The sequence below is a fragment of the Dorea hominis genome, assembly GCF_014287705.1.
Lineage (GTDB): Bacteria > Bacillota > Clostridia > Lachnospirales > Lachnospiraceae > Dorea_D > Dorea_D hominis.
In genome coordinates this window covers 49962-73572 of the sequence record NZ_JACOOY010000012.1, presented here as the reverse complement: position 1 = coordinate 73572, position 23611 = coordinate 49962, and the positions used below count along the sequence as shown (strand labels likewise).

Genomic DNA, 23611 nt, shown 5'->3' with positions numbered 1-23611 from the left:
TCTTATTCATGTATTTATTCCACCAATGCCCTCACCGCATTGATAATTCTCTGTTGCTTTTCTTTAGGTAGTTTCTCTATCATTTCAGATAATTCATTCGTAACGCCAGTAACCGAATGTGTCACAACATCAATCAATAGTGTATCTGCTGAAACATCTAATGCATTTGCAATCGCAATAAAGGTATCAAGTTTTGTTACTTTCAGTCCTCTCTCTATAACACTTACATGAGTTGGACTTAAGCTTACCAGTGCTGCCAATTCTTCTTGTGTAAGATTCTTAGCTTCCCTTGCAGCTTTTATTCTCTGACCAACCGCCTTTAAATCCATTGTGACACCTCCTTTAGAACGATAATTCGGTCTAAAACTAGTATAACGATTGATCTTTAAAACATACAGAATCTACAGATTGTTAACTTGTTCTTTAGAACTATTTTAAATTAAAAAGGCCCAAAAGGGCACTTTCCCTTTTGAGCCTATACACTTTATCAACTAACGTATTTTGCTTTCATTTTTCCTCATGGTCATGAGGCTTTTTTCTCTTAAATCGCATTCTATGAATCCTTTGATTGTTCTTTCTGTTCTTCAATAATTCGTTCGGTTGCTTTATGAATCCTATCCTTGGAATAGGGTGGTCTTAAATTCAATGATAACCGTCCCTTTCTGATCATATACGTTTCACTGCCATCTTCCGAAGCTCCTTTCAACCAGCAATCATCCGGACACTTCTCAGCAAAGGATCTCAACCGTTTCTGCAAGCTCTGATTGAAGGTATACACATCATAGAATCCGTCATCTTCATTGGTCAGAATAATCGTTTCTTTTTCACACTTTAACCTTCGCATATTCTACCCCCGCTTTCTTTCCATTTCCTGATCCAGGTACTTTGGTATCGGCTTTCCGGACCGACGAGCAATAGCAATCTGTTTCTGATGCAGTCGTTTAATCACGGATCTTCGTTTCTTAGGTTTGCCATCCTGTTGATTTCTGGGAGTCTGTTTGTTGCTGCGGGCATTAGAGATCTTTTCTGGATTCTTCTTCTGATTATTTACCAGACCGTCCACCATATCATAATTGGCTTCGGTACCGGATTCTCTGCTTCGTTCATAAGTGCCGTTCTGGTAGAACTTCTGGTAATGTTCCAGACGGATTTTACCATCTTGTTTTAACTGTTCGACTGAATTTAGCGGTGCCTGCTGTTGAATGTAATTATGGATCTTTTGTTTTGTTTTTTCGTCGAATTTCTTACATTCTTCGACAACCATTTTTCCATAGGCATCCAGGATAACACCTTGAGCCTGATCCCGGTATACTTGATGCTCCATCAGATAAAACTGTTTCCCGTTGATGATGATGGTGTCTGTTGCAATCCAGTTCCCTTTTTTTCCGTCAATTTGATAATTCTCAGTCTCCATAGTGATCAGTGCGCCCGATGTATTGATACGAATGAATCCGGCCAGATACTGTGGATAGTTCTCATCTACATAGTAGCAGTTGATTTCTCCATCCCTGTTCAGTACAAGTACGTCACTGACTTCGCATTGCTTTTTCATTCGTTTCCAGATGTCAGCGACTTTTTCTTCTTCCTGCATTTCATGAATCGAGATTACTCGGTAATTTTCGACAGTAATCGACACATTCTGCTGTCTTGCTTCTTGATATGGCAGATGCCACAGTGCTTTTCCTGCTGTCTGCTGATCTACTCGGTAGACTGCAAATTGATTAAGCTTCATAGGCATCGTCCTCCAAGTTATTCAGATAATAATTCAGATCCAGAGAATAGTAGTATTTGTCTTCGATCTGCTGTAATTTTCCAACTGTAGAATTGATGATCTCAATTATTTCATCATTCTCAGAATCACTTTCTTCCTGTTCCAAAACTTCCAAAGCTTCTTTCAGTGTTTGGATTGTTTCTTCCTTTGTGTGCTGCTGGAAGATAGCAGTAATAGTCAGTTCGTTTTCTTCCAGGTTTACATTTCTCATAGGCTCATTTCCCTCCTTTTCTTTTTCGGTATTGGTTTCATCTGTATATTCAGCTCCTTCTCGTTTTTTTCTTCGCTTATATTTTTTTCGTTATCCACTTTCTTATTGGATTCCAGAGGATTTTCCACATTTGGATGTCTTTCTTCCAAGTATTTTTCCACACGACTGATTGCATTTTGCACATAAGAATTTTCTCTAAATCCAGGAATCGAATTCAAAAATTCTTTCTGTATTTTTCCTTCAATCATCAGACTCTGCATTCCTTCATAATCACTTCCGTCTTTCAGATCAAAGCCAACACATTTCAGTCCATGCATACGTTCTGATGGGATTTTCTCATAAGCTTCCAAGGCTTCTGGTAATGTCAGGTCATAATGTACTTCACCCATTACAGGAAATTCAGCACATTCAGCCGCATAAAAGCTGATACATGTAAGATCATTTTCATAATCCACATTTTCTATTTCCGGGACAATATCGAGTATTTTTTCTCTTTGTGCTGCAAAGTCTGGAAGTTCTGCAAATCCAAATCGATCCACGTAATATGCCTGCATATCCCCACCACGGTTTGTAATGATAACATCACTGACCGACATAGAATGTGCTTTATAATCTGCCGGTGGATTATCGTTGAACATAGCGTACAAATCATCCAGCTTTTCATTTTCATGTAATCTGCCAGAATAGACACATTTATAATTGTCCGCATCGATTGTAATGCCATCTTCTTTGACCATTGTCATATTCATAAATAAATGTTGTTTTCCCGGTGTGCCTTCATCCACATGGTAAATCGCATAGCGGTCACCATTCCCTCTGAACATTTCTTCCTCTAGGGTATAATCAAACTTAAATGGATACAAAGCCCGATCAACTCTTTCCGAAATATCCGTTCCTTCTGCAATCGTATCTTCCAGCCAATCTTTGATATCTTCCCATGATTCAAACTGCAAATACCCAGCAATTTCATGTGTCCCATCCGGTGCCAGTACAATATGTCCCGGTTTGCTTTCCCGATAATCATAGCGGTATCCGGCTGCTTCCAGTGCATCTACCAGAATGCCGTATTTTTCATGTAATTCTGTTTTTTGTTTTTCTTCAAGAATGATTTCCAGTTCTTCTGTAAGCTGATCGATCATTTCACCGGCTGTCTTGCGGATCACATCCATAGATGCTTTCATTTCCTTCATTTCCCGGCTGCTGCTCCAACCTGCAATATAAGGAAAACTGTAATCCGATGTATCCAAACCAAAGGAAGAACACACACAGTAAGCAACGGATTCTGCTTCAACCTCTTTTGTCAGACGGTCTTTTTCTACACCCAGGCTTTCCATGATTTCCTTGTCATGCAGTTTAGCATGGGCTGTTTCATGAATAGTAGTCTTTAAGGTCTGACTTTCACTGAGCCCTTTTTTGATCACGATTTCCTTGTCTGCATTGTGATAATATCCATTGGCATTGCCATCGATCTCATCGAATCGAATCGGCACTGGGGATATTTTCTGAATAGCCTGCATGAAAGAATCAAAATCCTGTACAGCTGCAGTCAGTAATTCCGGTGCTAGTGTCTGGATTGGTTCCCCGGATGTCTGAGCAATATCAAAGACGGTAACTGCTTTAAAATGTGGAACTGTAACTTCCACTTTTTCAGTCTTAGGTTTTCCATCAGTTCCCATGATTGGTCGCTGATTTTCATCCAGAACCTCTTTTTCCTTCATTTTCTTATATGGTGCCGGTGCAATGATTGTAATTCCTTTTTCCCCTTTCATGACCTGTCTACCCATGGACTGCCAGTTTTTGTAACTGGTAACAAGTGTGGCATCCGGTCGTTGCATGGCGATCAGCATTGTATTATTAAAGGAATAATTGTGAAACTTTGCCATGGTTTTAAGAAATTCCTGATAGCGGTTACTTGTAAAAAGTTCTTCCACACCGGATTCCAGTGACTGCATAATGCTGTCCATATCTTTTCCCTGGACCGGCAGTGGAATAGTAGTAGTTTTTTTTTGTTCTGTCATAATACTCCTTTCCAAAAACGCCCTACGACATTGTGCTTATGCCGCAGGGCTTTTTATTAGTTGATGAGATGATTATTTTTTATTAGAGTTCCATATCGTGCTTCTTTGTTTTCGGTTTCTGATCCGGCTGTTCTTTTCCAACTTTCTCTGTTTTTGCAACCTGCGCTTCTTTTTCTTTCTGACGTTCTGTGAACCTGTCTGCCTTTTCAAAGACGTGATCCTTTGTGTCAAAGTGATATACATCATTGGTAAGGCGTTCTGCTGGTGCTACCTGAGTGGCATTAACTTCTTTTACCATATCTCTTAACATTTCCGCATCCACTTGACCGTCATCCGGCAAGATCAGCATTTGATGGATGGATGATGGCAAAATGAAGAAATCATTTCCCAGAAGTTCCCCCATGTTATCCATGAATTCCGGATAAAAGATCACACCGGCTCCATCAATTCTTTCTGTATTCGTAACAACAAAGAATGTCGGCATCTCGCTTGACTCCTGCAATGTTTCTAGCAGCATTTCACGTTCATCTGGTGTCAGCATGAGAATATTTTTCTGATATATTTCATCTATCAGTACACCTATACTTGATACCTCTGGGACCATGACACGCGGTGAACTTTTCATAGCGTCTTCATGAATCTGCTCCTGTGTCACTCCATATTCCTTCATCATTTCATTTGTAATCAGCATGGAACTTAATCCATCCTGATTCTTGCCTACTGCCACATGATAGGTAATTGCAAGATCTTCCTTTAACTGGTGTGGCACAATTTCGAGGACTTCCTTATTTGCTTCGGCTGATGACACACGGATAAACAGCTTGTCCTTCACATCTTCATAGTTTAAAATAGCTTTCAGATCAACCTGTATCGGTGCCTCAATAACTATATCTGCAATCTTTCTGCATACAGTTTCCATTGTTACGCCAGGCTGTGCTTTATATGCTTCATACAGCCGGTTAAGATTGATCGTCGGGGTAAGCATCTCACCTTCTTTTCTCACCATCAGTCCCGTATAGGCACGGTTCAGTTTATGACACTCCATCGTTGATACCTCTGCATTCTCATAATCCCTTGGTAAAAAGAGTTTGATATTGTCCTTTACTTCATTTACAAATTCATTAAAATTCATTCTTCGTTTTCTCCTCTAATCTGTTTTCTTATTTCTTTTTGCTTTTGTTTTTTGGTTTCTTTTGTGGAAAGGATAAAGAGAAATTCACCCTTCCGGTTTCATCTGCATCCATATGAAGATCTGCCTCAAAGTACATATTTTTCTTTCTGGAATACAGGTCTTTTACATGCACACTTCCGTTTTTCAGAAGTTCTGCAGCCATCTTTTTATCCATGGTTTTTTCCATGCTCTGCAGATAGCGGTTATCTTTCCAGAGAGCAAAGTGGCAATCGTGGTTGCTGCAATAGAAGTTGGTCTTGCTTTCGTATACCAGGCTGCCGCATACCGGACAGGTTCCAATGCTTTCTCTGGTCTGAAATCTTCTTGTTTCTTCTTCGGAGATCGCATCACATCCATTCAGCATCATGGTGAGCATATTTTTGATCCCAGTCATAAACTGTTCCGGTGCAATTTCTCCATGCTCCATCAAGAGCAGCTGATTTTCCCATTCTGCAGTCATACTTGCAGATTTCAGGAAGTCTGGCAGGATCTCCACAAGGACTTTTCCATCATCTGTTGGAAGGATCTGTTTTCCTTTTCGGGTGGCATATTGGGAATAGATCAGTTTCTCGATGATACCGGCTCTTGTTGCCGGAGTTCCTAATCCTTTCTTTTCCGTATCTTCATCGAATTCCTTATTTCCAGCTGTTTCCATTGCCGCAAGGAGCGTATCTTCACTGTATGGTTTTGGCGGTGATGTGAAATGTTCTGTCTTTTCTGCAGCTACAGCATAGAAAGTCTGTCCTTTGGTTACTTTCGGAATCCTCTCTTTCATTTCTTGATCTGGATCTGCTATTGCCATGCGGTCCTTATTTTTGAAGCAGTTTTCAAAGATTTTCCATCCATCCTGCAGGACAGTTTTTCCTTTTGTCTTGAAGACTTCTCCCTGGCATTCCACTTCAATCTCTGTTTCCTGGTAAATGTGATCTTTACTCATTGCCATGACCGTATGGACTGCGATCAGAAACAGAATCTTTTCTTCCCAGGATTTCAGTTCATCCATATGGCAGGATGTAAGTTCCATCGTTGGGATGATTGCATGGTGATCTGTCACTTTGCTGTTATTCATGACTTTCTTCACATCTGGCTGTTCCGGCTGATCGAAAGGACCTGTCAGCTGATATTTCTCATAAATCTGACGTACCACATTTCTTGCGGTCTGCTCCATATCTTCGGTCAGATACTGACTGTCCGTTCTTGGATAAGTGATCAGCTTCTTTTCGTACAGGCTCTGGGCGGTATCTAATGTCTGTTTGGCTGTCATTCCATAGATACGGTTTGCTTCTCTCTGCAGTGTGGTCAGATCATAAAGCTTTGGGGCTTTTACTTTCTTTTCGGCTTCTTTTACAGCAGTGACAATAGCTTCACTTCCCTGGCATCTGCTTCTTAACTGTTCCGCCTCATCCGGATCAAAGATCTTTGACTTTACTGCCGGAATTCCGTCACAATCCAGTTCCACATTGAAATACTTTTCTTTTTGGAAATTGCTGATCTGTCCGGCACGTTCCACCAACATGGCAAGTGTCGGTGTCTGAACCCTTCCAACGGTCAGCTTTTTGAAGTACTTTGTGGTGTAAGCTCTGGTTGCATTCATTCCTACCAGCCAGTCAGCCTGAGAACGGCATACAGCAGCTTCGGCCAGATGTCGGTATTCCTCTGCGGATCTCAGATGCTGCATTCCATCAAAGATTGCTGAATCTTCCAGAGAACTGATCCATAATCGTTTCACCGGCTTTTTACTTCCGGATAAGTCATAGACATGTTTGAAGATTAATTCTCCTTCACGTCCGGCATCACAGGCATTTACGACGTATTCAATTTCCGGACTGTTGAGCAGTCTTTTTAAGATATAGAACTGATCTTTCTTATCTTCTGAGACTGTAACTTTCCAGTCTTTCGGGATGATCGGGAGATCTTCATATCTCCACTGGTTAAATTTTTCATCGTAAGCATCCGGTGAAACATACTCGACCAGATGTCCGAAACACCAGCTGACCATACAGTCGGTTCCTCTTAAATATCCGTCTTCTCGTTCCTGTGCTCCAATCACTTCTGCGATTGCTCTTGATACACTTGGTTTTTCTGCAATTACTAAATACATGATGTATTACCTCCTTCATATAACGAAACGGAGAGAGCATGTTTTACAGCCCCCTCCGCTAAAAAAGTTTATTTATTTTTCATTTTCTTCAAAATCTTCGTCTTCAGACTCTTCCTCATCCGGAACTTCTTCCAGTCCACCTGTTTCCAAACCTTCCGGCTGATCATCCTCATCTTCCTCTTTTTTAGGTTTATAGATCTTGAAGTAGTAGTAAGCTGCCACACCGCCGAGAGCCAAAATCAGGATTGTTGCCATTGCACCCATATTGGTTTTTGCAGATGCTGTTTTCTCCGGATCAATGGTAGCTTCCTTGTCTATATCCTCATTATTTGTTTCATCCAGCACTACCTTTGATTTATCTGGCTGTGGTGTTACGACAGTAGCAGTGCTGTCTTTATCCAGAAATTCGGACAGATCATTCTCATCAATCTGGGATAACATATAGACATTCTGTGATGTGGCACTACGGTCGATCACGATATAGAAAGTGTTGTTATTCTTCGTTGTAACCGTAAGAAATTCCTTTGTGGAATCATCGGTAATGTCATCCTTGACTTCACCATTGCCAGGTGTCGTAAATGCAGTTCCCTTGTCTGTTCCATCTTCCGGCAGCACCTCGTTTGTGTTTGTCGCCTCGTCCTTTTTCTCTTCTTTGTCTGTTGACTGTTCCGTCTGAATTGTCTCTACTTTGGATGCCTCTGCCGATTCATCCACATAGGCAAATGCTGTGGTTGATGCTGTAAAAAGCATCATGACTCCCAACAGCAGTCCTGCCATTTTCTTATTCATTTTCTTCCATTTCACCATTCTGATATTCCTCCTTATTTTCTTCTGTGAATACAAAGGAGCCTGAACCTTCATCGTCAGACTCCCTGCTTACCTGAAATTTAACTGTTCCATTCTGGATGCCATCCAAAAGATCATATAACTGATCATTATCCATCTTCATACCACGGATGCACCTGATCATCTCATTGTCCTCTTCCTGCTTTAATGCAGCCTGGACACCCCTAAGATATTGCTGCAGATCCGCGATCTTTTTCTCTGTCTTGACAATCTCATCCAGATATTTTTTAATCTTTTTATTCAAACTTTCACCTCCCTTCGTTCACCCCTTTATGGCAGTCTTCCAAAGCACATGAAATGTTGCTGCCAGTAGGATGTGCTGATATTTGAGTAATGGATCGGATCCCCGCAATGGATCATCATATTGTTACCGACATAGATACCCACATGGCTTGCACCGGATGTGTTATACGTTCCCTGGAAGAAAATCAGATCTCCTGGTTTTGCTTCTCCCGGTGATACATAAGTACATACGCCTCTTAATCCTTCTGCGGTCAACCGTCCATAGTTCCAGCCATTACCACAATGGTTAATGACATAGGATACGAAACCTGAGCAGTCAAATCCAGATGGAGAGTAGCCACCCCATACATAAGGTACTCCCAGATATTTTTCTGCTTCTCGGATCATCCGGGCAAATTCTTCATCCTGCAGTGCTTCCGGTGGAATCTCATAACTCATTCCATTACCGCCTGATCCACTGGTCACATTGTTTACATCCCACAGATAATTTCTGTTTCCATAGGTCGTATTTAATGCATTATAGATGATCAGCTGCTCCGCATTCAGATTGGCTCTTGCCACAGCGTCAAAGCTTCCATTTGTCAGTGTCACATATAGAATCTTCTTAGTGCTTGTACTGGTAACCGTTACTTCCTGACTGCCATTGTCATCTGCGATATAGGCTTCCCAGGTCTGATGTCCATGAGCAGAAGCGGCAGCATGGTTATCATAGTAAACGTCAAACTGCACACCATATCGTGCAAAGGCTCCGGTATCCTCAACTGTGTATTCCACACCATTCATTACTACCTTAGTGCCAATCGGCACAAATGGATTGGAAGCATCTACAGCAATGGTATGGTTTGCAGTTGGATATGCACCACTAGCAGTTGGACCTCCGGACCATACACCACAACAGATTCGACAGTTACAATATCCGCTGGTCACTACCTGTCCTAATGATTCTCCGACTCGAACATTTCTGGTTTCTGTCACCGTTTCTGTTCGACCTTCCGTATTCAGATGATATTGTGCTTCAAAAAGTGCTTGCAGCTCGTTTTCAACATCTGAGTACGTCCAGTCTCCATATTTTGCAGTAAGATACGAGATAAGATGATATGGATTATGACCAATCTCAGCAATGTTGTACTGATACTCGTCATAATTTGGATGTCTTCGTTCCATCTCATTGATCTGCTGATTCAAGGCACTTTCCAAAGCAGCATATCTGTTTTCGGCAGCATAAATATCCTCGTCTGAACTTGGATACGTTGTAATACCGATCACAGATCCAGCACCCTCGATAGAAGCACTGCAGCTCCCCAGAGATACCGCTATGACAAGAAAAAGAAGCGCAAAAATACCGATGCCTGCGAACATGGCACGATTACGCTTTATGATCTCTTTCAAGGCGATCTTTGCTTTTACCGTCATGTTCTCGACACCGGCAATGGTTGTTGCTCCACCCAGACTGCCAGCGGATTTTCCGGCTCTGGCTGCCCGGTAAGCATCCTTATATCGTTTTTTCTGGAAGAAGCGGTTATAGAAATGTCTCTTTTGTTCGGCTTTCTTTACCGTTTCTGCATTCTTGACTCCTTCCATACTTTCTGCAGAACCAAATTTCAGTTTCTTTTCTACGGTAGCCTCACGATAACCTCTGCGATGGGTTTTCACATCCGTCCGTTTGCTGCGGATCTGAGCATGACGCAGACCACGTAACGCATCTTCTGTTTCACGCTCTACAAGTCTGGCACTTTCCACACCTGCATTTTCATCTGTTTCTTCCTCTTCGGAAGAGACTGCTTTCATGCCAGATATAACAGCTTGTGTAGCAATGTATTTCCCGGCTGTCCCTCCCGGTTTCATGCCAGCACCTTTCACCATCTGATTTCCTTCATCATCAAAAGATAATCTTCCAGCTTTTGCCTGTTCTTTGGTCATCTGTTTTTGCAACTGTTTCTTCCGAATGGATTTCTTTTGGCTGTTCAGATTATTATCATCATCCGGGATTTTTTCATAACGATGCAGTTTCTTTCGATATCCGGATACTTTTTCTTCCGGTGTAACTTCAACTGTATCCTCAACAGCTTCCTGCCGGACAGAAGATTTACGGACTTTCTCCATCTGCAGTCGTTTTCCTTTTCCCGATTTTGTATCTTCATTTTCAGCCTTTTTTCGTTCCCGTTCAGGAACAAATTCTTCTTTATTTTCCGGTCGCCCCCGACTCCTGTGACTGATATCTTTTATGCTGCCATCACGGAGATTTTCTTCTATCAGACCATCTCTGGTCATCTTTGCGACCTTTTTATCTTTGCCTTTAAATTCTTTTCCAGCTATAGGTCATCACCTCCTGGCACAACTTTTCTTTCTGTACTCATTCAGTTCCTGGCGTCCTATAATCGGGATACCAGGATAACCATCTGCCTGTGTCCTGATTGCTGGAGAGCTCGCCTGGATATGAAATACCCAATTCAATTCACTCGGATCTCTCGGCCAGAAACCATTGATCAGCATAGCCTCCTTGAACTGATTGTTGTGCAGATGGATCTGGGTACGTTTATACAGAACTTCTTTCAGATCATCACTGGTAAGATGCGGATAGATTTTCTGTGCCGGATAAAAATTCCAGAATACCCAGTCAAGGATAATGTTCTGTGTTTCCAGCGGAAGTTCATACAGATGATGATCATCATTGACTGTATGAACACGGTATCCTGGCTGCACATTTTCCAGATTTTTCATCTGAATGTAAGGATTGTCCTGATTCCACTGCTTGATTCGGATCTTATCGATTTCCTTCATTTGCATCCCTCATTTCTTTATCTCGTTTCAATGTTTCCTCGGGCTTCGTGGTCATCAGACCATATAATTTCAATGTCTTATCGAACTTATCCTTAAATGGAATGATCGTTGTTCCATAGAAAAGAAGTCCTTCACCTTCCCCGGAATTCGTCACATAAGACAACTGATATGGGGAAATATTCAGCTGTTTTGCAAGGATCTGTCTGTCACCTGCAGCCTGGTTCAGCATCAGGATAAAATCACTGTTCTCAAAGATATTTTCAATCTCCCTGCTGGCAAGAAGATCCTTAATGTTCTGAGTGATACCAGTCGGTACACCTCCCCATTTACGGAATCTCTTCCAGATTTCTACGGAATAAGCTGCTGTCTGTTCTTCTTTGAGCAGAAGGTGGAACTCATCGATGTAGTACCTGGTGGATTTGATGCCACGGTTGATCGTAACTCTGTTCCATACCTGATCCTGGACGATGAGCATTCCGATTTTCTTCAGCTGCTTTCCAAGCTCTTTGATATCAAAACAGACAATTCGATTATTCAGTTCCACATTGGTTCTATGGTTGAATACTTTCAGTGATCCATTTACATAGATTTCCAGTGCTGTTGCAATTCTCTGGGCCTGTGGTTCTTTCTGCTTTCTGAGGCAGTCATACAGGTCACCGAGGACCGGCATGTTTTCCGGTTTTGGATCTGCAAAGTACTTCTGATACACCAGTGGAAGACAACGGTCGATCACTGATTTTTCCTCTGCTTCAATACCATCCCTGCTTCCCATGATTAGCTCACATAATGACAGGACAAAATCAGATTTCACACCAAGTGGATTGTCATCATCGGAATAATCCATATTGATATCCATCGGATTGATATAATCCTTACTGGTTGGTGAGATGTGTACTACCTGTCCGCCAAGTGCATGGACCAGCGGGTAATACTCGCCCTCCGGATCTCCGATGATAATGTCATCCTTCGTAACAAAGAACGCATTGGTGATCTCTCTTTTTGCTGCAAAGGATTTACCGGATCCAGGTGTACCAAGAATCAATCCATTCGGGTTTTTCAGCTTTTTACGATCCACCATAATCATGTTGTTACTAAGGGCATTCAATCCGTAATATAAGGATTCTCCCGCCATAAATAGTTCCTGTGTCGTAAATGGAACAAAGATTGCTGTGCTGGTAGTCGTAAGAGCCCGCTTGATCGGGATATGATTTACTCCCAACGGAACACTACTCATAAGTCCTTCTTCCTGCTGATAATCCAGACGTTTCAGTACACAGTTATATTTCTGGGCGATACCGGCAGTCTGGAAGATGGCATTATCCAGTGCCTGCTTTGTCTTTGCGCTATTTAAAAAGAGCGCTGTTACAAGGAACATACGCTCATTTCGTGACTGCAGGTCTTCCAGAAGCCTTTTCGCTTCTCCTCCATACGTGTTCAGATCCGATGGGATAATATCCATATCATATCCGGCCCGGACTGCTTTTTTCTGTTCTTCGATTTTCATACGATTGATATCCGTCACTTTGCTTTTTACCAGCTTGATTGCCTTCATCTGATCCACCGACTGCACATGCAGGTTGACGATCAGGTTCTTATCAATATCCAGAAATTCTGCCAGCATCTTATCCGTAAGCTCCGGCGCCAGGATCTGCAGATAGGAGACAGCCCCGATGGTATTTCCCATCTGGAATGTATTTCTGTCCCGGAACACAAAACTGGTCGGTGCCACATAATCCTTTGTATTGAGTCCTGTCCGGATCATGGATCCATAGTCAAACTGGAAATCTGTCATCACATCCGGATTGAATGTCTCATACAGGATCTGCAGACGTTCCACGCCATTCAGCGGATATGCCGGAACTCCCAGGATCTTAAAGTTATTCAGGATATCCGACTCGATACGTTCCAGCTTTGGTTTTGCCTCCCGGATATTTTCTGCTTCAATGGCAAATGTGATATATTTTGACTTCACCAGACCGTTGTTTCCTTTTGCCAACTGCTGTTTCAACATCTTTGCATATTCCATGCGAACATCATCAAAAGCATCCTCCTGTGGCCGGATCTGGATCACCTGCTCAAACTCCTTCATGCTGCTCTTATGATTGATAAAGCTCAGCTGAAAATGGATACTGGCATCAAAGTAATTGAGGAAATCACACCAGTTTTCAAAGATTGCATTTTTATCTTCATTCTGAGCCAGCTGGTAGTTGATGTCATAAAAGCGGATACACTTAGAATAAGTTTTTCCCTGTACCCTGCAGATTCCATCTCTTCCCATTTCCTTATAAGCGATCGACTGCTGGACGGACAGTTTTTTCTGCCTGCGTTTCTCTTCCTGCTTTTCTTTTTTCTTTTTCTCTTTTCTGTCTACTTTTTTGTATCCGGTATCTGCGACAGTTTTCTTATTTTTCTTTTTTCGCAACCGTTTTTCCCCCTTTCGGTTTTCCTGCATCCGGAGACTGTCTGATCTGTTCCGGATCTGTCTCATAATAGTTTTCAGTTTCATATTTTCTGACGGGCGGACGAAGAAACTTCACCCGGATCATATGCATCAGAACATCTTCCAGATGCATCCCGTCTTTTTCGTACATGGCAAATAAAAATGCCGGTAACATTAAAAGCACCATGACCGTTGCTGCATTACTGTTTCCCATCACATTACGCAAGAGAAAATAGCTTGGAATTCCCATTGCAGCACCTATCCCGATACAGATCAGCTGTCTTTTGGTCAGGTTAAATGCTACTTTATTCTTTACCTTCGTTAAATCTTTCGGTACGCTGACATATGCCATGATTTTCACTCCTTCCTGTAATTTAGTGCGCGTTAAATATCGACTTACTTAAGGATGCCGTCTTAAAGAGGCTGTAACATAAGATCACCGTGTAAGCCATAACGCCAAATAATGAAGAACTCAGATTATCTGAATACTGGATACCTGCAACAAGCACTGCATAGATTGCAACGCATACCATCATCAGAAATGCCTGGAAAGCCAGGGCAAAGAGTCCTCTGAAATAATTCGTGCCGATCTGTCCCCATTCTCTGTTACTCATAGTTGCGAATGGAATCGGCGCAACTGAGGTATATAGGTAAATCTCTATCATACGTCCATACATAATCACTGTGATCAGTACAGACAGGATTCTCATACAGAAGCCAGCGATAAGGGTTTCCAGCGCCAATACAACAAGTTCTCCGATTTCCATACTTTCCAGGGTTGCGGAAAGATCCGTCAATGCCGAAGAAATATCAATGGCGGTACTTCCTGTGATAACACCGGCCGCAGAATTAACTACGTGCTGGCCCACATCGAATACCGCCATTGTGATCGTAAATGTGTTACTCACCAGATATACAGCGATCCACATTTTTACGAAGTACTTGAAAAACATCCAGGTATCAATATCATGCATGTTGTTGCGCTCGGTCAGCATAGAAATCAATTCATAACAGAGTACGAGTGTGATAATAATACCTGCGATCGGCATGATCACAGAATCCGATAGGTTCCGGATCATACTGAATATGCTGCCGTTCCACCCTTGCGGGGTCTGTCCAACCTGGGTGGCGATCTCACCGGTCTTTTGATTGACATCAGTAAACATCGTATCTAGATTGGAAGTGATCATCCCGGTTAAGAGTTCCCTCATCCATTCCTCAATCGCATCAAAAATCTGACTGAACATGGATCTCTACTCCTTTCTCTTAACCAAATAATCCACTCAGAAGCGGGATCAGCTGTGTTCCGATCAGGATAACACCACCACCGCTCATCAGCTGCTTAATTCCCTGGGATTTTGCACCCGGGTTGTCGTTTCCATAACCTTCCATCAGGTTGATTACGCCCCAGACACCAAGACCGGCACCGATTGCAACGACCAGTGTCTGAAGGATATTGATTGCACTGCTAAAAAAAGCCATAATCAAATGTATGAACAAACGCTTTTCTTATGGTCTGTAAGCGTTTGGCTCTACTCCTTTCCCTTTTATTCAGACCTTTTTGTATCCTTATCAGTAGTAGCAGGGTGCTCGAATTCTTTCTTTCATATCAGTCCTCACCTTCCTCAGCTTCAATCGCTGATACGTCTTCTTGTGTTACAGTTACTTCATACATTTCAAATTCTGTATCTTCGGACATCACCAGTCGGTGTGCCAGATACTTTTCGACATCAAACGCATTATTCTTATTAAAATCGGCAAGCTCTTTGTACCGTTTATGCTTTGTGATGTCATATTTGTTGCTTAAAAACGGCCGGACTCCACGAAGCTGTAAGATACATTTTTCTCCATCCATGACCGCCAGCTCATCTCTACTCATCAGTTCTTTTCCAGTCTTTTGATAATTCAGCCCATAGGACCGGTTGCTGCCTCTGGTGTCTGATGTGTTGTAAAGATCTATGGTTTCCTTTCCCAGGGTTTCTGATATTTCTTTCAGTGTGGAACTTTCCTTTCCACCCAGGAAAAGAACGGTGTCACAGTTACCCGTGATCGTCTCAGCCGCATCCTTATAGATTGTTTTCAGCTGAGATTGTGACTGCAGAATGATAGAAGCGGAGATTTCCCTGCTTCGGATCGTAGCAATCAATTTGTCGAATTTTGGGATCTGTCCGATATTGCTGAACTCATCAAGAAGCAGTCGTACATGATAGGGAAGCCTGCCTCCATGCTCATCATCCGCTTTATCACAAAGCAGGTTAAAGAGCTGGGTGTACATGATTGCTACCACAAAGTTGAATGTGTCATCTGTATCACTGATGATGACAAACATAGCTGTTCTCTGATCACCGATCATATCCAGTTCCATCTCGTCATAGGACATGATTTCTCTTAGTTCCTGAATATCAAATGGTGCAAGTCTGGCACCACAGGAAATCAAAATCGATTTTGCAGTTTTGCCGGCAGCAAGCTTGTACTTGCGATATTGCCTTACTGCAAAGTGTTCTGGATTTTCTGCTTCCAGCTCTTCAAACAATTCATCCACTGCATTTTTAAATTCTTCATCATCCTCCCTGGTCTCACTGGCATTGATAAATTCCAACAGAGTAGAAAAGTTCTGTTCTTCCTCTGGTGCCTCATACCAGATGTATCCGATCAGTGCAGAATACAAGAGACGTTCCGCTTTGACCCAGAAATCTTCATTGGATTTTTCGCCCTCACCCTTGGTATTCGCGATAATGGTATTGACCAGCTTCAAGATGTCTTTTTCACTCCGGATATAATGGAACGGATTGTAATGCATGGACTTTTTAAAGTTGATCGTATTTAATACCTTGATCCGGTATCCTCCATTTACTAGCATCTTCCCGCATTCAACGATGATCGTACCCTTTGGATCAGTGACCACATAGGATACGTGGTCCGTCATCTGCATAAGGTTGGGCTTCACATAGAATCTTGTCTTACCAGATCCGGAACCACCGATGACAATCACATTCTTATTTCGGGCATACTTTGGTGCTTTTGGTCTGCTGTTCATGGTCAGACGTTCCGTTTCTGTGAGGATGACATTGTTTTCAAAGACCGGATCCATGAAGGGTTCGATATCTTTTCTATTTCCCCATCTGGCCGATCCATACTCCACACCTTGTCGGAACTTCTTTGCATTTTTTGAACGATAGTAGACCACCAGTTTTAATGCACCTGCAACCAGAACACCTACTGCAAGGTCCTGCAAAGCGACACTTGGCAGCCAGCTTAAAAATGCCAGTCGGAAATTGACTAACATCACGCCAAGTCTCTGGACCATGCTTTCTCCCAGGCAATGCCGGTACAGCCAGGATCCTTTATCTGCTACATAGAAAATAAAGAAATATGGGAGATTTAAGACCACCAGCCGTTTGACCTGGATCTTCTGTAATTTTTCCCTAATCATCGTTCCTGACCTCTGGATTTTTGTCTCTGCTTCACACGCTGGCGGTGCTTTGCTTTTCTTTCTACAGATTTCTGCAGTTTCTTTCTGACAGATGGTTTCTTCACCTGTTTCTTTTTCAGTTCTACTCCGGCATATTCCCGGAAAGCCGCTGTCATCACATCCACGTCTTTTGCCTTAAAGAAGACCAGATATTTCGGTGGATCAGCACCAACTTCTTTCTTCAAGCTGTAATCAATGCCGTATTTTCTTGCCACACGGTCAAAGGATTTGATATTTTCATCTGTGATCTTTAAGTTGGAAAGCTGTACTCCCTGTGCATTCAGCTGCTTGATGGTCTGCTTTCCATGCGGCTTTTTCTTTTCAATCTTTTTTCGGGCTTTTTCCCTTCCTTTCTCCTGAGCCCGTCCGGTCTTTTCTGCCATTTTCACCTGCGTTGCTTTCTGTTTCCTGCGGTTGTCCATTTCCAGGAACTTCCGAAGGGCTGCTTTTAGCACACTGGCAGTGATCTTGACTCCCTGGATGCTCAGGCTGATCACTTTCTGATTTACTTCTTCCTGCAATTACCCACGTCCTTTCTTTCCTTTCATCTCAGAATAAAGACGGGCAATACAATATCCGATGCATGGAACATGTTTTCCATACGGACAGCCACCACATGGTGTTGTTTTTACTGCTTTTTTCTTTTCCGGAAGCAGATAGTGGCACTGTTTCAAGCTACAGCCTTTCTTTTTTCCTCCCCACCAGTAACAGTACTTGCAGGACCATGGCTTTTCTTCGCTGTACTTTCTTCCCTCAATAGCTGCATTTGGTTCTATGATCAGATCTTTATTAGTCTTCATTCTGTTCTTCCTCTTTTCTCATGATTTCTGTCAGTTTTTTCTCTGCCTGACTTCCGGCAGCAATGAGACAATACAAAACTGTAAATATTGCCGCTGCTCCCAGAAGAGCAACAAAAATAATGATATTTCTCATGGTTTCTCCCATCTAAAAAAGCGTCCACAGATTCCTTTCGGTTTCCATGAACGCTCATTCTTATTTAATTAGTGTTTCTTTTTTCTCATAAATGCAAGGGCTCCTGTACCAGTCGCACCAATGCCGAGAAGCATAAACCACAGCCACAGATTGGTGTTATCCCCAGTCTTTGGTGAATCACTGACAGGTTTTCCACCTTCCGGTGTCTTTTCTGCCGGTTTTTCCTCATCTACCATGGTTACATGCTGTACTTCACTGGTATCCTTTACTTCGAATCCCACATCTTTTGCAACCAGATAGCCATCCGGTGCTGTTTCTTCACGGAGAGTGTATTTTCCGATCGGAAGCATTTCGATGTAATGTGCTTTCTCTGTACTGGTCCAGCTTTCCACAACTTTTCCATCCTGATCAAGGATTGTGAGTTTCGCTCCCGGAAGTTCTTTTCCGGCGATATCCTGTTTGGAGATTTTCACCTTCGTTACATCATCCTTCATCTCAACTTTCTGCACATCGGCAGTATCTTTGATCGTGAACTTCACGCTTTCAGCTGTCACGTAACCATCAGCAGGTTTTGTTTCAACCAGTGTGTATTCTTTTCCGACAGTCAGCTCACGGATCACATGTGCTTCTTTACCGGAAGTCCATTCATCCACGATATTTCCATCAGCATCTACCACTTTCAGCTTACATCCTGGAAGTTCTTTTCCGGTTGTCAGACTGGATTTGGTAAATTCAACGACGGTTGGCTGATTATCAAAGGTAAAATCATAAGTGACTGTCGGCTGATCCTCACCTGCATACTCAAAGGTAAATTCCTTTACTTCATCGTTGGTTACGAATCCGTCCGGTGCATAGAGCTCTTTTACATAGTAAGTTGCTCCTATTGGAAGATCTGCAACAAATGTGATCTTTCCTTCTTCATCCGTAGATTTCAGTTCAATGATCTCATCGGCTTCGATCAGGACTTTACCTGTTGTCTCAGACTTAATGTCTTCTTTGGCAAATAATCCAAAGATAGCGCCTTCCAATGTACGGTCAGAATCTTTTTCTTTCTTAAGTACAGTGACTTCTACTCTCTGGCGGTTGTTCTGCCAGTCTTTGTCATAGACTACAACTGGTGTATTCTGATCCACGTAAGTCAGATCTACATGACGGATCTCACCATCCAGTACATGACCGTAAGCAGTTCCTGTTTCTTTCACATAGTATTTACCAAGTGGAAGATTTTCCAGTTTTGCAATACCGGTTTCATCTGTCTTGATCGTTGCAATCAGTTCATCCTTTTTATAGTAATCGTCACTGACGCCATCGGCAGCCTTAATGTCTTCCTCAGCATAGACTTCAAACGTAACATCTGTCAGTTTTCCGGTTACATAGTTGAAAATGTGTTCCACCACACCTTTGACCTTATCGGCCAGTGTAACAGAATCCAGAAATTCTCCCTTTTTGTTGATGATGAGTTCACCAACCGGTACCTCGTCCTTCATTTCCACTTTCTGAACCTCTCCGGTATCTTTGACTGTGAATGTCACATCATTGGCTACCAGATAACCATGCGGTGCAAACTCTTCATGTAGGGTATAAGTCTCACCCACTTTCAGATATTTGATCACATGCGGTGCATCTTTGGAAGATGTCCAGCTATCTACTACATTTCCATCTTTATCCGTTACTTTCAGATAAGCTCCATCCAGTTCTACACCGGTTGTTGCATCTGATTTTGTGATCTCAACAGTTGTCGGCTGGTTCTTCTTTACGGATTTTAATGTTACTGTCTGTACATCCTGCCCCTGATAAGAAGCATCAAATCTCAGTACTTCATCCGAAGATACGAATCCATCTGGTGCTTTCAGTTCTTTTACATAATAGCTTCCAAGTGGAAGATCCAGTGTACATGCTGCCTGACCTTTTTCATCAGAAGTCATTTCCTGTAAAAGAGTATCTGCTTTGACGATCACTTTTCCATCTTTCGTCTGAATGTCTTTTGCATTGTAAATACCGAACACTGCTCCGGCTACTGTATTGCCTGTCTCAGCATCCTGTTTTTCGACAGTAATCGACACTTTCTGTCGTTCATCTGTGACAGAGATTTCTTTCTCGATCACTGCAGTATCCTGATCCGCATAAGCAAATTCGACATTTTCCGGTACAGTATTTAACACATAAGTGTCCGGTGCATTCTTCTCTTTAACATAGTACCTGCCAAGTGGAAGATTCTTTACGGTTGCATAACCATCTGCATCCGTTGCGACGGTTGCTACCAGTGCATCCTTTGCAAAATACAGAGTTCTCTGTCCATCTGCATCTACCTGATGATCGGCAGTATAAATATCCTCTGCCGCATAGACTTCAAATTCAGCACCTGCAAGTCCAGCCATTTCATACTGGAAGTCCTTATCAAATCCCTTTAACACTTCACCCTGTTTATAGATCTTTAACTGACCTTTGACCGGGGCATTGGTATATTCCACATCAATGACTGCATCTCCTGTGACAGGATCGGTCAGATAAGCAGTATCTGTATCAACTGCAACTGTCACATAGTTTTTGGATATTGTGTACCCATCGGGTGCCGTCACTTCCTCAATCCTGTAGTTACCAGGTTTCAGATTTCTCGGCAGTACCAGGTATCCTTCCTCATTTGTGAAATAGGATTTGTGTACCGTTGGCTTCGGATAGGATGTTGTCTGTTCCACATATTTCTGATTATCCAGGTCGTATACCTTGAACTCAGTATTAGCCAGGAGTACAGATTTCTGTGTTTCTGCATCCTTTTTGATAATCTTTAATTTTGCTTTGAATTCTTTATCCAGAAGCACTCGCCATGTCTGCGGTGTATCCGGATGATTCTCTGTGATCTTCACTATAAAATCATCAACCGGTGCATAGTTGTGTTTGCTTGTGGTTTCTCTTACCACATAAGTTCCATATGGAAGCGGAATCGATCTTGCATATCCTTTTTCATCGGTAAACATTTCTGCCTGGCCATCTGCAGTCAGTACAACTGGTCTGGCTGAGTCAAAATCATAACTTCCATCTGCTTTTACTTTCAGATCACTGACAAGCCATGCTGAAAAACCAACTCCCTGCAGAAGATCTGCATCGGTCTTCCCGTTGTTTGCTGCCTTGATGATCTGAAATGGCTGTTTGATGACCGTTTCTTTACATACAGAAGTTCTTTCTACTGTCGGAACAGTAGCACCTTCGTAAGTACAGTCCACCTCATGTTCTGTCGGATCCAGTACGTATCCCACCGGAGCACTAAGCTCTTTCAGATAATACTTTCCAAGATAGAGATCCGATACAGAAGCTTCGCCATTCTTATCCGTTGTCAGGGATGTGATCAGGCTGTCTTTCTTATGGATTGTTCCGGTTCTTCCATCCGGATGAACAATATCTTCCCTTGCATAAAGGCCATATACTGCACCTTCCAGCGTTGCATCACCCTGTGCTGCATTCCCTGTCTCAGCATCCTGTTTTGCAATGTTGATCTTTGCATTTACACGTTTGTCTGTTACATTTTTGGTCGTTGTCTTTCCGATAGCAAGAGTCACATTATAAGACTTTGTATCGATCTGATACCCTGTTGGAACAGAGATTTCTTTCAGATAAACAACTTCCTGTGTTTTCTCCATTGTGAGCTGTGAAGCACCATTCTGATCAGTTGCAGGCATCTCTGCAATCAGCTTTGTACATGCAGCATCGGAATAGATCCCGTACACTGCACCAGCCAGTGCATTTCCTGTATCCTGATCTTTCTTTACAATGGATACTTTGCATTCTTTTGTCCAGGTTACTTTAAAATCCACATATTTCTCATTTCCGACACCTTCACCGAAAACAAGAGCCAGGTCCTGTGTCCCAGATCCTGTTGTGATCTTATAGGCTGAATATTCCTTATCAATACTTCCTTTCATCTTAGAAGAGAAAGTAGCACTGACATTTTCTGCCTGATTAAGTGGTGCTATCAGATAGAACTTTGTACCACCGGAAATCTCCACATTAGCCCCTGCAGCACTTGTTTTTCCGGTTGTCACATTTACAAGCTTTACACCGCTTGGCAACTTAAATGTGATTGTCTGCAGTTTATCTGCTTTGAATGTGATTACGCTTGTTCGCTGGCTGTTTCCTTCCACATAAGCCTTTACATTAGATTCAGAAAAGCTCATATCTACAGACGGAATGTCCGGCATATTTACACAATAATTGTAAAGTTCCATTGCCAGGTTCTTTCCTGTTGCATTAGTTCCGGATGCCCAGTCACTGGATCCATTTGCATAAGCTGCTGCAAGATGGGTAATGATGAATCTCTTTCCTGCCGGAAAATCCGGATGTTTCTCATCGAAGAAACCATTCTCATCACTTGCTTTTGTTCCGTAATAGCAGACCTTTGCAAGTGTCTTTCCATCGGCAAGTTTCTGGATCGTATAAGTTCCATTTCCCGGTCCTTTTTTCGATGGTTCAACACAGTATGCTGTCGCATTGATGCTTCCCCATTTCACATAATATGGACAAGTCAGATAAGAACCTAATCCATAGTCTGCGTAATAGTACCAGGAGCCGGCTGTAACTGTGACTGATTTTGTTCCTGTTTCACCGGAAGCAAGCATCATTGGCATATCAAAAGTAATACTTTCGCCTGCTTCAAGATCTGCAAGAGCAACTTCCTGGTCAACAGCTTCCTGCATAACCTCTGAGAGTGTGATCCCTGTTTCCGGATCAACGGTCTCCTGATCCTCCGTTGCTTCGATCTCTGCATCAAATTCTTTTTCTGTCAGTTCTGTTTTGCTCTCCGTGTCAGCAGCATCAGTTTCCTCTGTAGACGAGTCAGCCTCAGAATCCTCTGTTTCTGTCTTATCGGAAGAACCAGCATCCTGATCAGAAGAACTTTCTGACTGCGAATCTTTCTGTTGATCCGCTTCTTTTACCACGATCTTTCGATTGATCTGGTAGGTTGGGTGATCCGTTGTCTGTGGTTCTACATAATAGACTGCCTTATAGGAATTGGCATAATCGGTAGAAAAATCATTCCCGTCCGTATCTTTTGCTTCCTGAAATGTAACTTTTACTTTGCTGTCATCCTGAATCGTAAGACCGGTATAATCACTCTTTACATCGAAATTGTCTCCAACCTTGATCTCATAATCCTTTGCAGTTACCACTTCATCTTCATCCAACTGATCCTTGATCTCCTCATAATACGGAATCTTTTTTACAGATCCGGCATCATCAGAAGCATAGGCAACAGCGGGAGAGAGTACCGTTGATAGAACCGTTACTGCAGTCAGTAAACCGGACATCACCCTGCGTGCTTTCTTTTTCACGTTCATTCTCTTAAATCCTTCCTTTCTGATTTTTTTGTGTATGGTTATCTGTTCGTGTCTGCGTATTATCTTTTATACGAAGATGATCGCCTCCTTTCCTGAAATTTGCGCTATTTGGGACAGTCAGCACAAGCTGAGATAACAGCACAAATATATGGCGGTACCTGTTTGTCACAAATACCGCCACATGATTTCTACTGTCATCCTCTTTTCAGATTCAGACATTTTATTTTGATTTAAGATTTAAGCGTTTTCCTGTTTTCTTTCCCGGATCCGTTCCTATATCAGTTTCCATCTCTG

General features: G+C 42.4%; 20 protein-coding genes. All 20 read right to left on the bottom strand.

Annotated elements, in window-relative coordinates:
• Positions 1-14: 14 nt before the first annotated feature.
• Positions 15-329, bottom strand: a complete 315-nt coding sequence (locus H8S07_RS10095; protein WP_029471614.1) for a helix-turn-helix domain-containing protein — start codon at positions 327-329, stop codon at positions 15-17.
• A 224-nt stretch (positions 330-553) separates the two neighbouring features.
• Positions 554-844 (bottom strand): hypothetical protein, encoded by a 291-nt coding sequence (locus H8S07_RS10090; protein WP_029471613.1) that lies wholly within the window; start codon positions 842-844, stop codon positions 554-556.
• Between the two features lie 3 nt (positions 845-847).
• Entirely contained in the window at positions 848-1732 is an 885-nt protein-coding gene (locus H8S07_RS10085; protein WP_117788201.1) for a DUF4316 domain-containing protein, read from the bottom strand.
• Positions 1722-1982: a transposon-transfer assisting family protein gene (locus H8S07_RS10080; protein WP_029471612.1), complete on the bottom strand. Its 261-nt coding sequence runs from the start codon at positions 1980-1982 to the stop codon at positions 1722-1724. Before H8S07_RS10080 ends, H8S07_RS10085 begins: the two co-directional genes overlap by 11 nt.
• Positions 1979-4000: a YodL domain-containing protein gene (locus tag H8S07_RS10075; RefSeq protein WP_117916789.1), complete on the bottom strand. Its 2022-nt coding sequence runs from the start codon at positions 3998-4000 to the stop codon at positions 1979-1981. Before H8S07_RS10075 ends, H8S07_RS10080 begins: the two co-directional genes overlap by 4 nt.
• A gap of 82 nt (positions 4001-4082) precedes the next feature.
• Complete coding sequence (locus H8S07_RS10070; protein ID WP_029471611.1) at positions 4083-5132, bottom strand: DUF5688 family protein; 1050 nt, start codon at positions 5130-5132, stop codon at positions 4083-4085.
• Between the two features lie 28 nt (positions 5133-5160).
• Positions 5161-7272 carry a DNA topoisomerase 3 gene (locus tag H8S07_RS10065; protein WP_138373845.1) on the bottom strand — a complete coding sequence of 704 codons (2112 nt, stop codon included), beginning with the start codon at positions 7270-7272 and terminating at the stop codon, positions 5161-5163.
• Between the two features lie 72 nt (positions 7273-7344).
• Entirely contained in the window at positions 7345-8079 is a 735-nt protein-coding gene (locus H8S07_RS10060) for a CD1107 family mobile element protein (RefSeq protein ID WP_029471609.1), read from the bottom strand.
• Positions 8054-8362, bottom strand: coding sequence for a DUF4315 family protein (locus tag H8S07_RS10055; protein ID WP_029471608.1), 309 nt, complete (start codon positions 8360-8362; stop codon positions 8054-8056). The genes H8S07_RS10060 and H8S07_RS10055 overlap by 26 nt, the downstream gene beginning before the upstream one ends.
• A gap of 26 nt (positions 8363-8388) precedes the next feature.
• A complete protein-coding gene (locus tag H8S07_RS10050) occupies positions 8389-10632 on the bottom strand; it encodes a C40 family peptidase (RefSeq protein ID WP_055055574.1) in 2244 nt (747 codons plus the stop codon).
• 51 nt (positions 10633-10683) lie between these two features.
• A complete protein-coding gene (locus H8S07_RS10045) occupies positions 10684-11142 on the bottom strand; it encodes a hypothetical protein (protein ID WP_029471606.1) in 459 nt (152 codons plus the stop codon).
• On the bottom strand, positions 11126-13594 hold the full coding sequence (locus tag H8S07_RS10040) for a VirB4-like conjugal transfer ATPase, CD1110 family (protein ID WP_155857375.1): 2469 nt from the start codon (positions 13592-13594) through the stop codon (positions 11126-11128). Before H8S07_RS10040 ends, H8S07_RS10045 begins: the two co-directional genes overlap by 17 nt.
• Complete coding sequence (locus H8S07_RS10035; protein ID WP_005334813.1) at positions 13545-13934, bottom strand: PrgI family protein; 390 nt, start codon at positions 13932-13934, stop codon at positions 13545-13547. The genes H8S07_RS10040 and H8S07_RS10035 overlap by 50 nt, the downstream gene beginning before the upstream one ends.
• Positions 13935-13956: 22 nt before the next feature.
• Positions 13957-14829, bottom strand: a complete 873-nt coding sequence (locus H8S07_RS10030) for a VirB6/TrbL-like conjugal transfer protein, CD1112 family (protein WP_015514791.1) — start codon at positions 14827-14829, stop codon at positions 13957-13959.
• A 19-nt stretch (positions 14830-14848) separates the two neighbouring features.
• A complete protein-coding gene (locus H8S07_RS10025; protein WP_005334815.1) occupies positions 14849-15064 on the bottom strand; it encodes a Maff2 family mobile element protein in 216 nt (71 codons plus the stop codon).
• Between the two features lie 127 nt (positions 15065-15191).
• Positions 15192-17015, bottom strand: a complete 1824-nt coding sequence (locus tag H8S07_RS10020; protein ID WP_118358487.1) for a VirD4-like conjugal transfer protein, CD1115 family — start codon at positions 17013-17015, stop codon at positions 15192-15194.
• Entirely contained in the window at positions 17012-17575 is a 564-nt protein-coding gene (locus H8S07_RS10015) for a PcfB family protein (protein WP_114100248.1), read from the bottom strand. The genes H8S07_RS10020 and H8S07_RS10015 overlap by 4 nt, the downstream gene beginning before the upstream one ends.
• Positions 17576-17854, bottom strand: a complete 279-nt coding sequence (locus H8S07_RS10010) for a hypothetical protein (RefSeq protein WP_005423569.1) — start codon at positions 17852-17854, stop codon at positions 17576-17578.
• Entirely contained in the window at positions 17844-17987 is a 144-nt protein-coding gene (locus tag H8S07_RS10005; protein WP_164492145.1) for a hypothetical protein, read from the bottom strand. The genes H8S07_RS10010 and H8S07_RS10005 overlap by 11 nt, the downstream gene beginning before the upstream one ends.
• 68 nt (positions 17988-18055) lie before the next feature.
• On the bottom strand, positions 18056-23317 hold the full coding sequence (locus H8S07_RS10000) for a SpaA isopeptide-forming pilin-related protein (protein ID WP_186855952.1): 5262 nt from the start codon (positions 23315-23317) through the stop codon (positions 18056-18058).
• Positions 23318-23611: the final 294 nt, after the last annotated feature.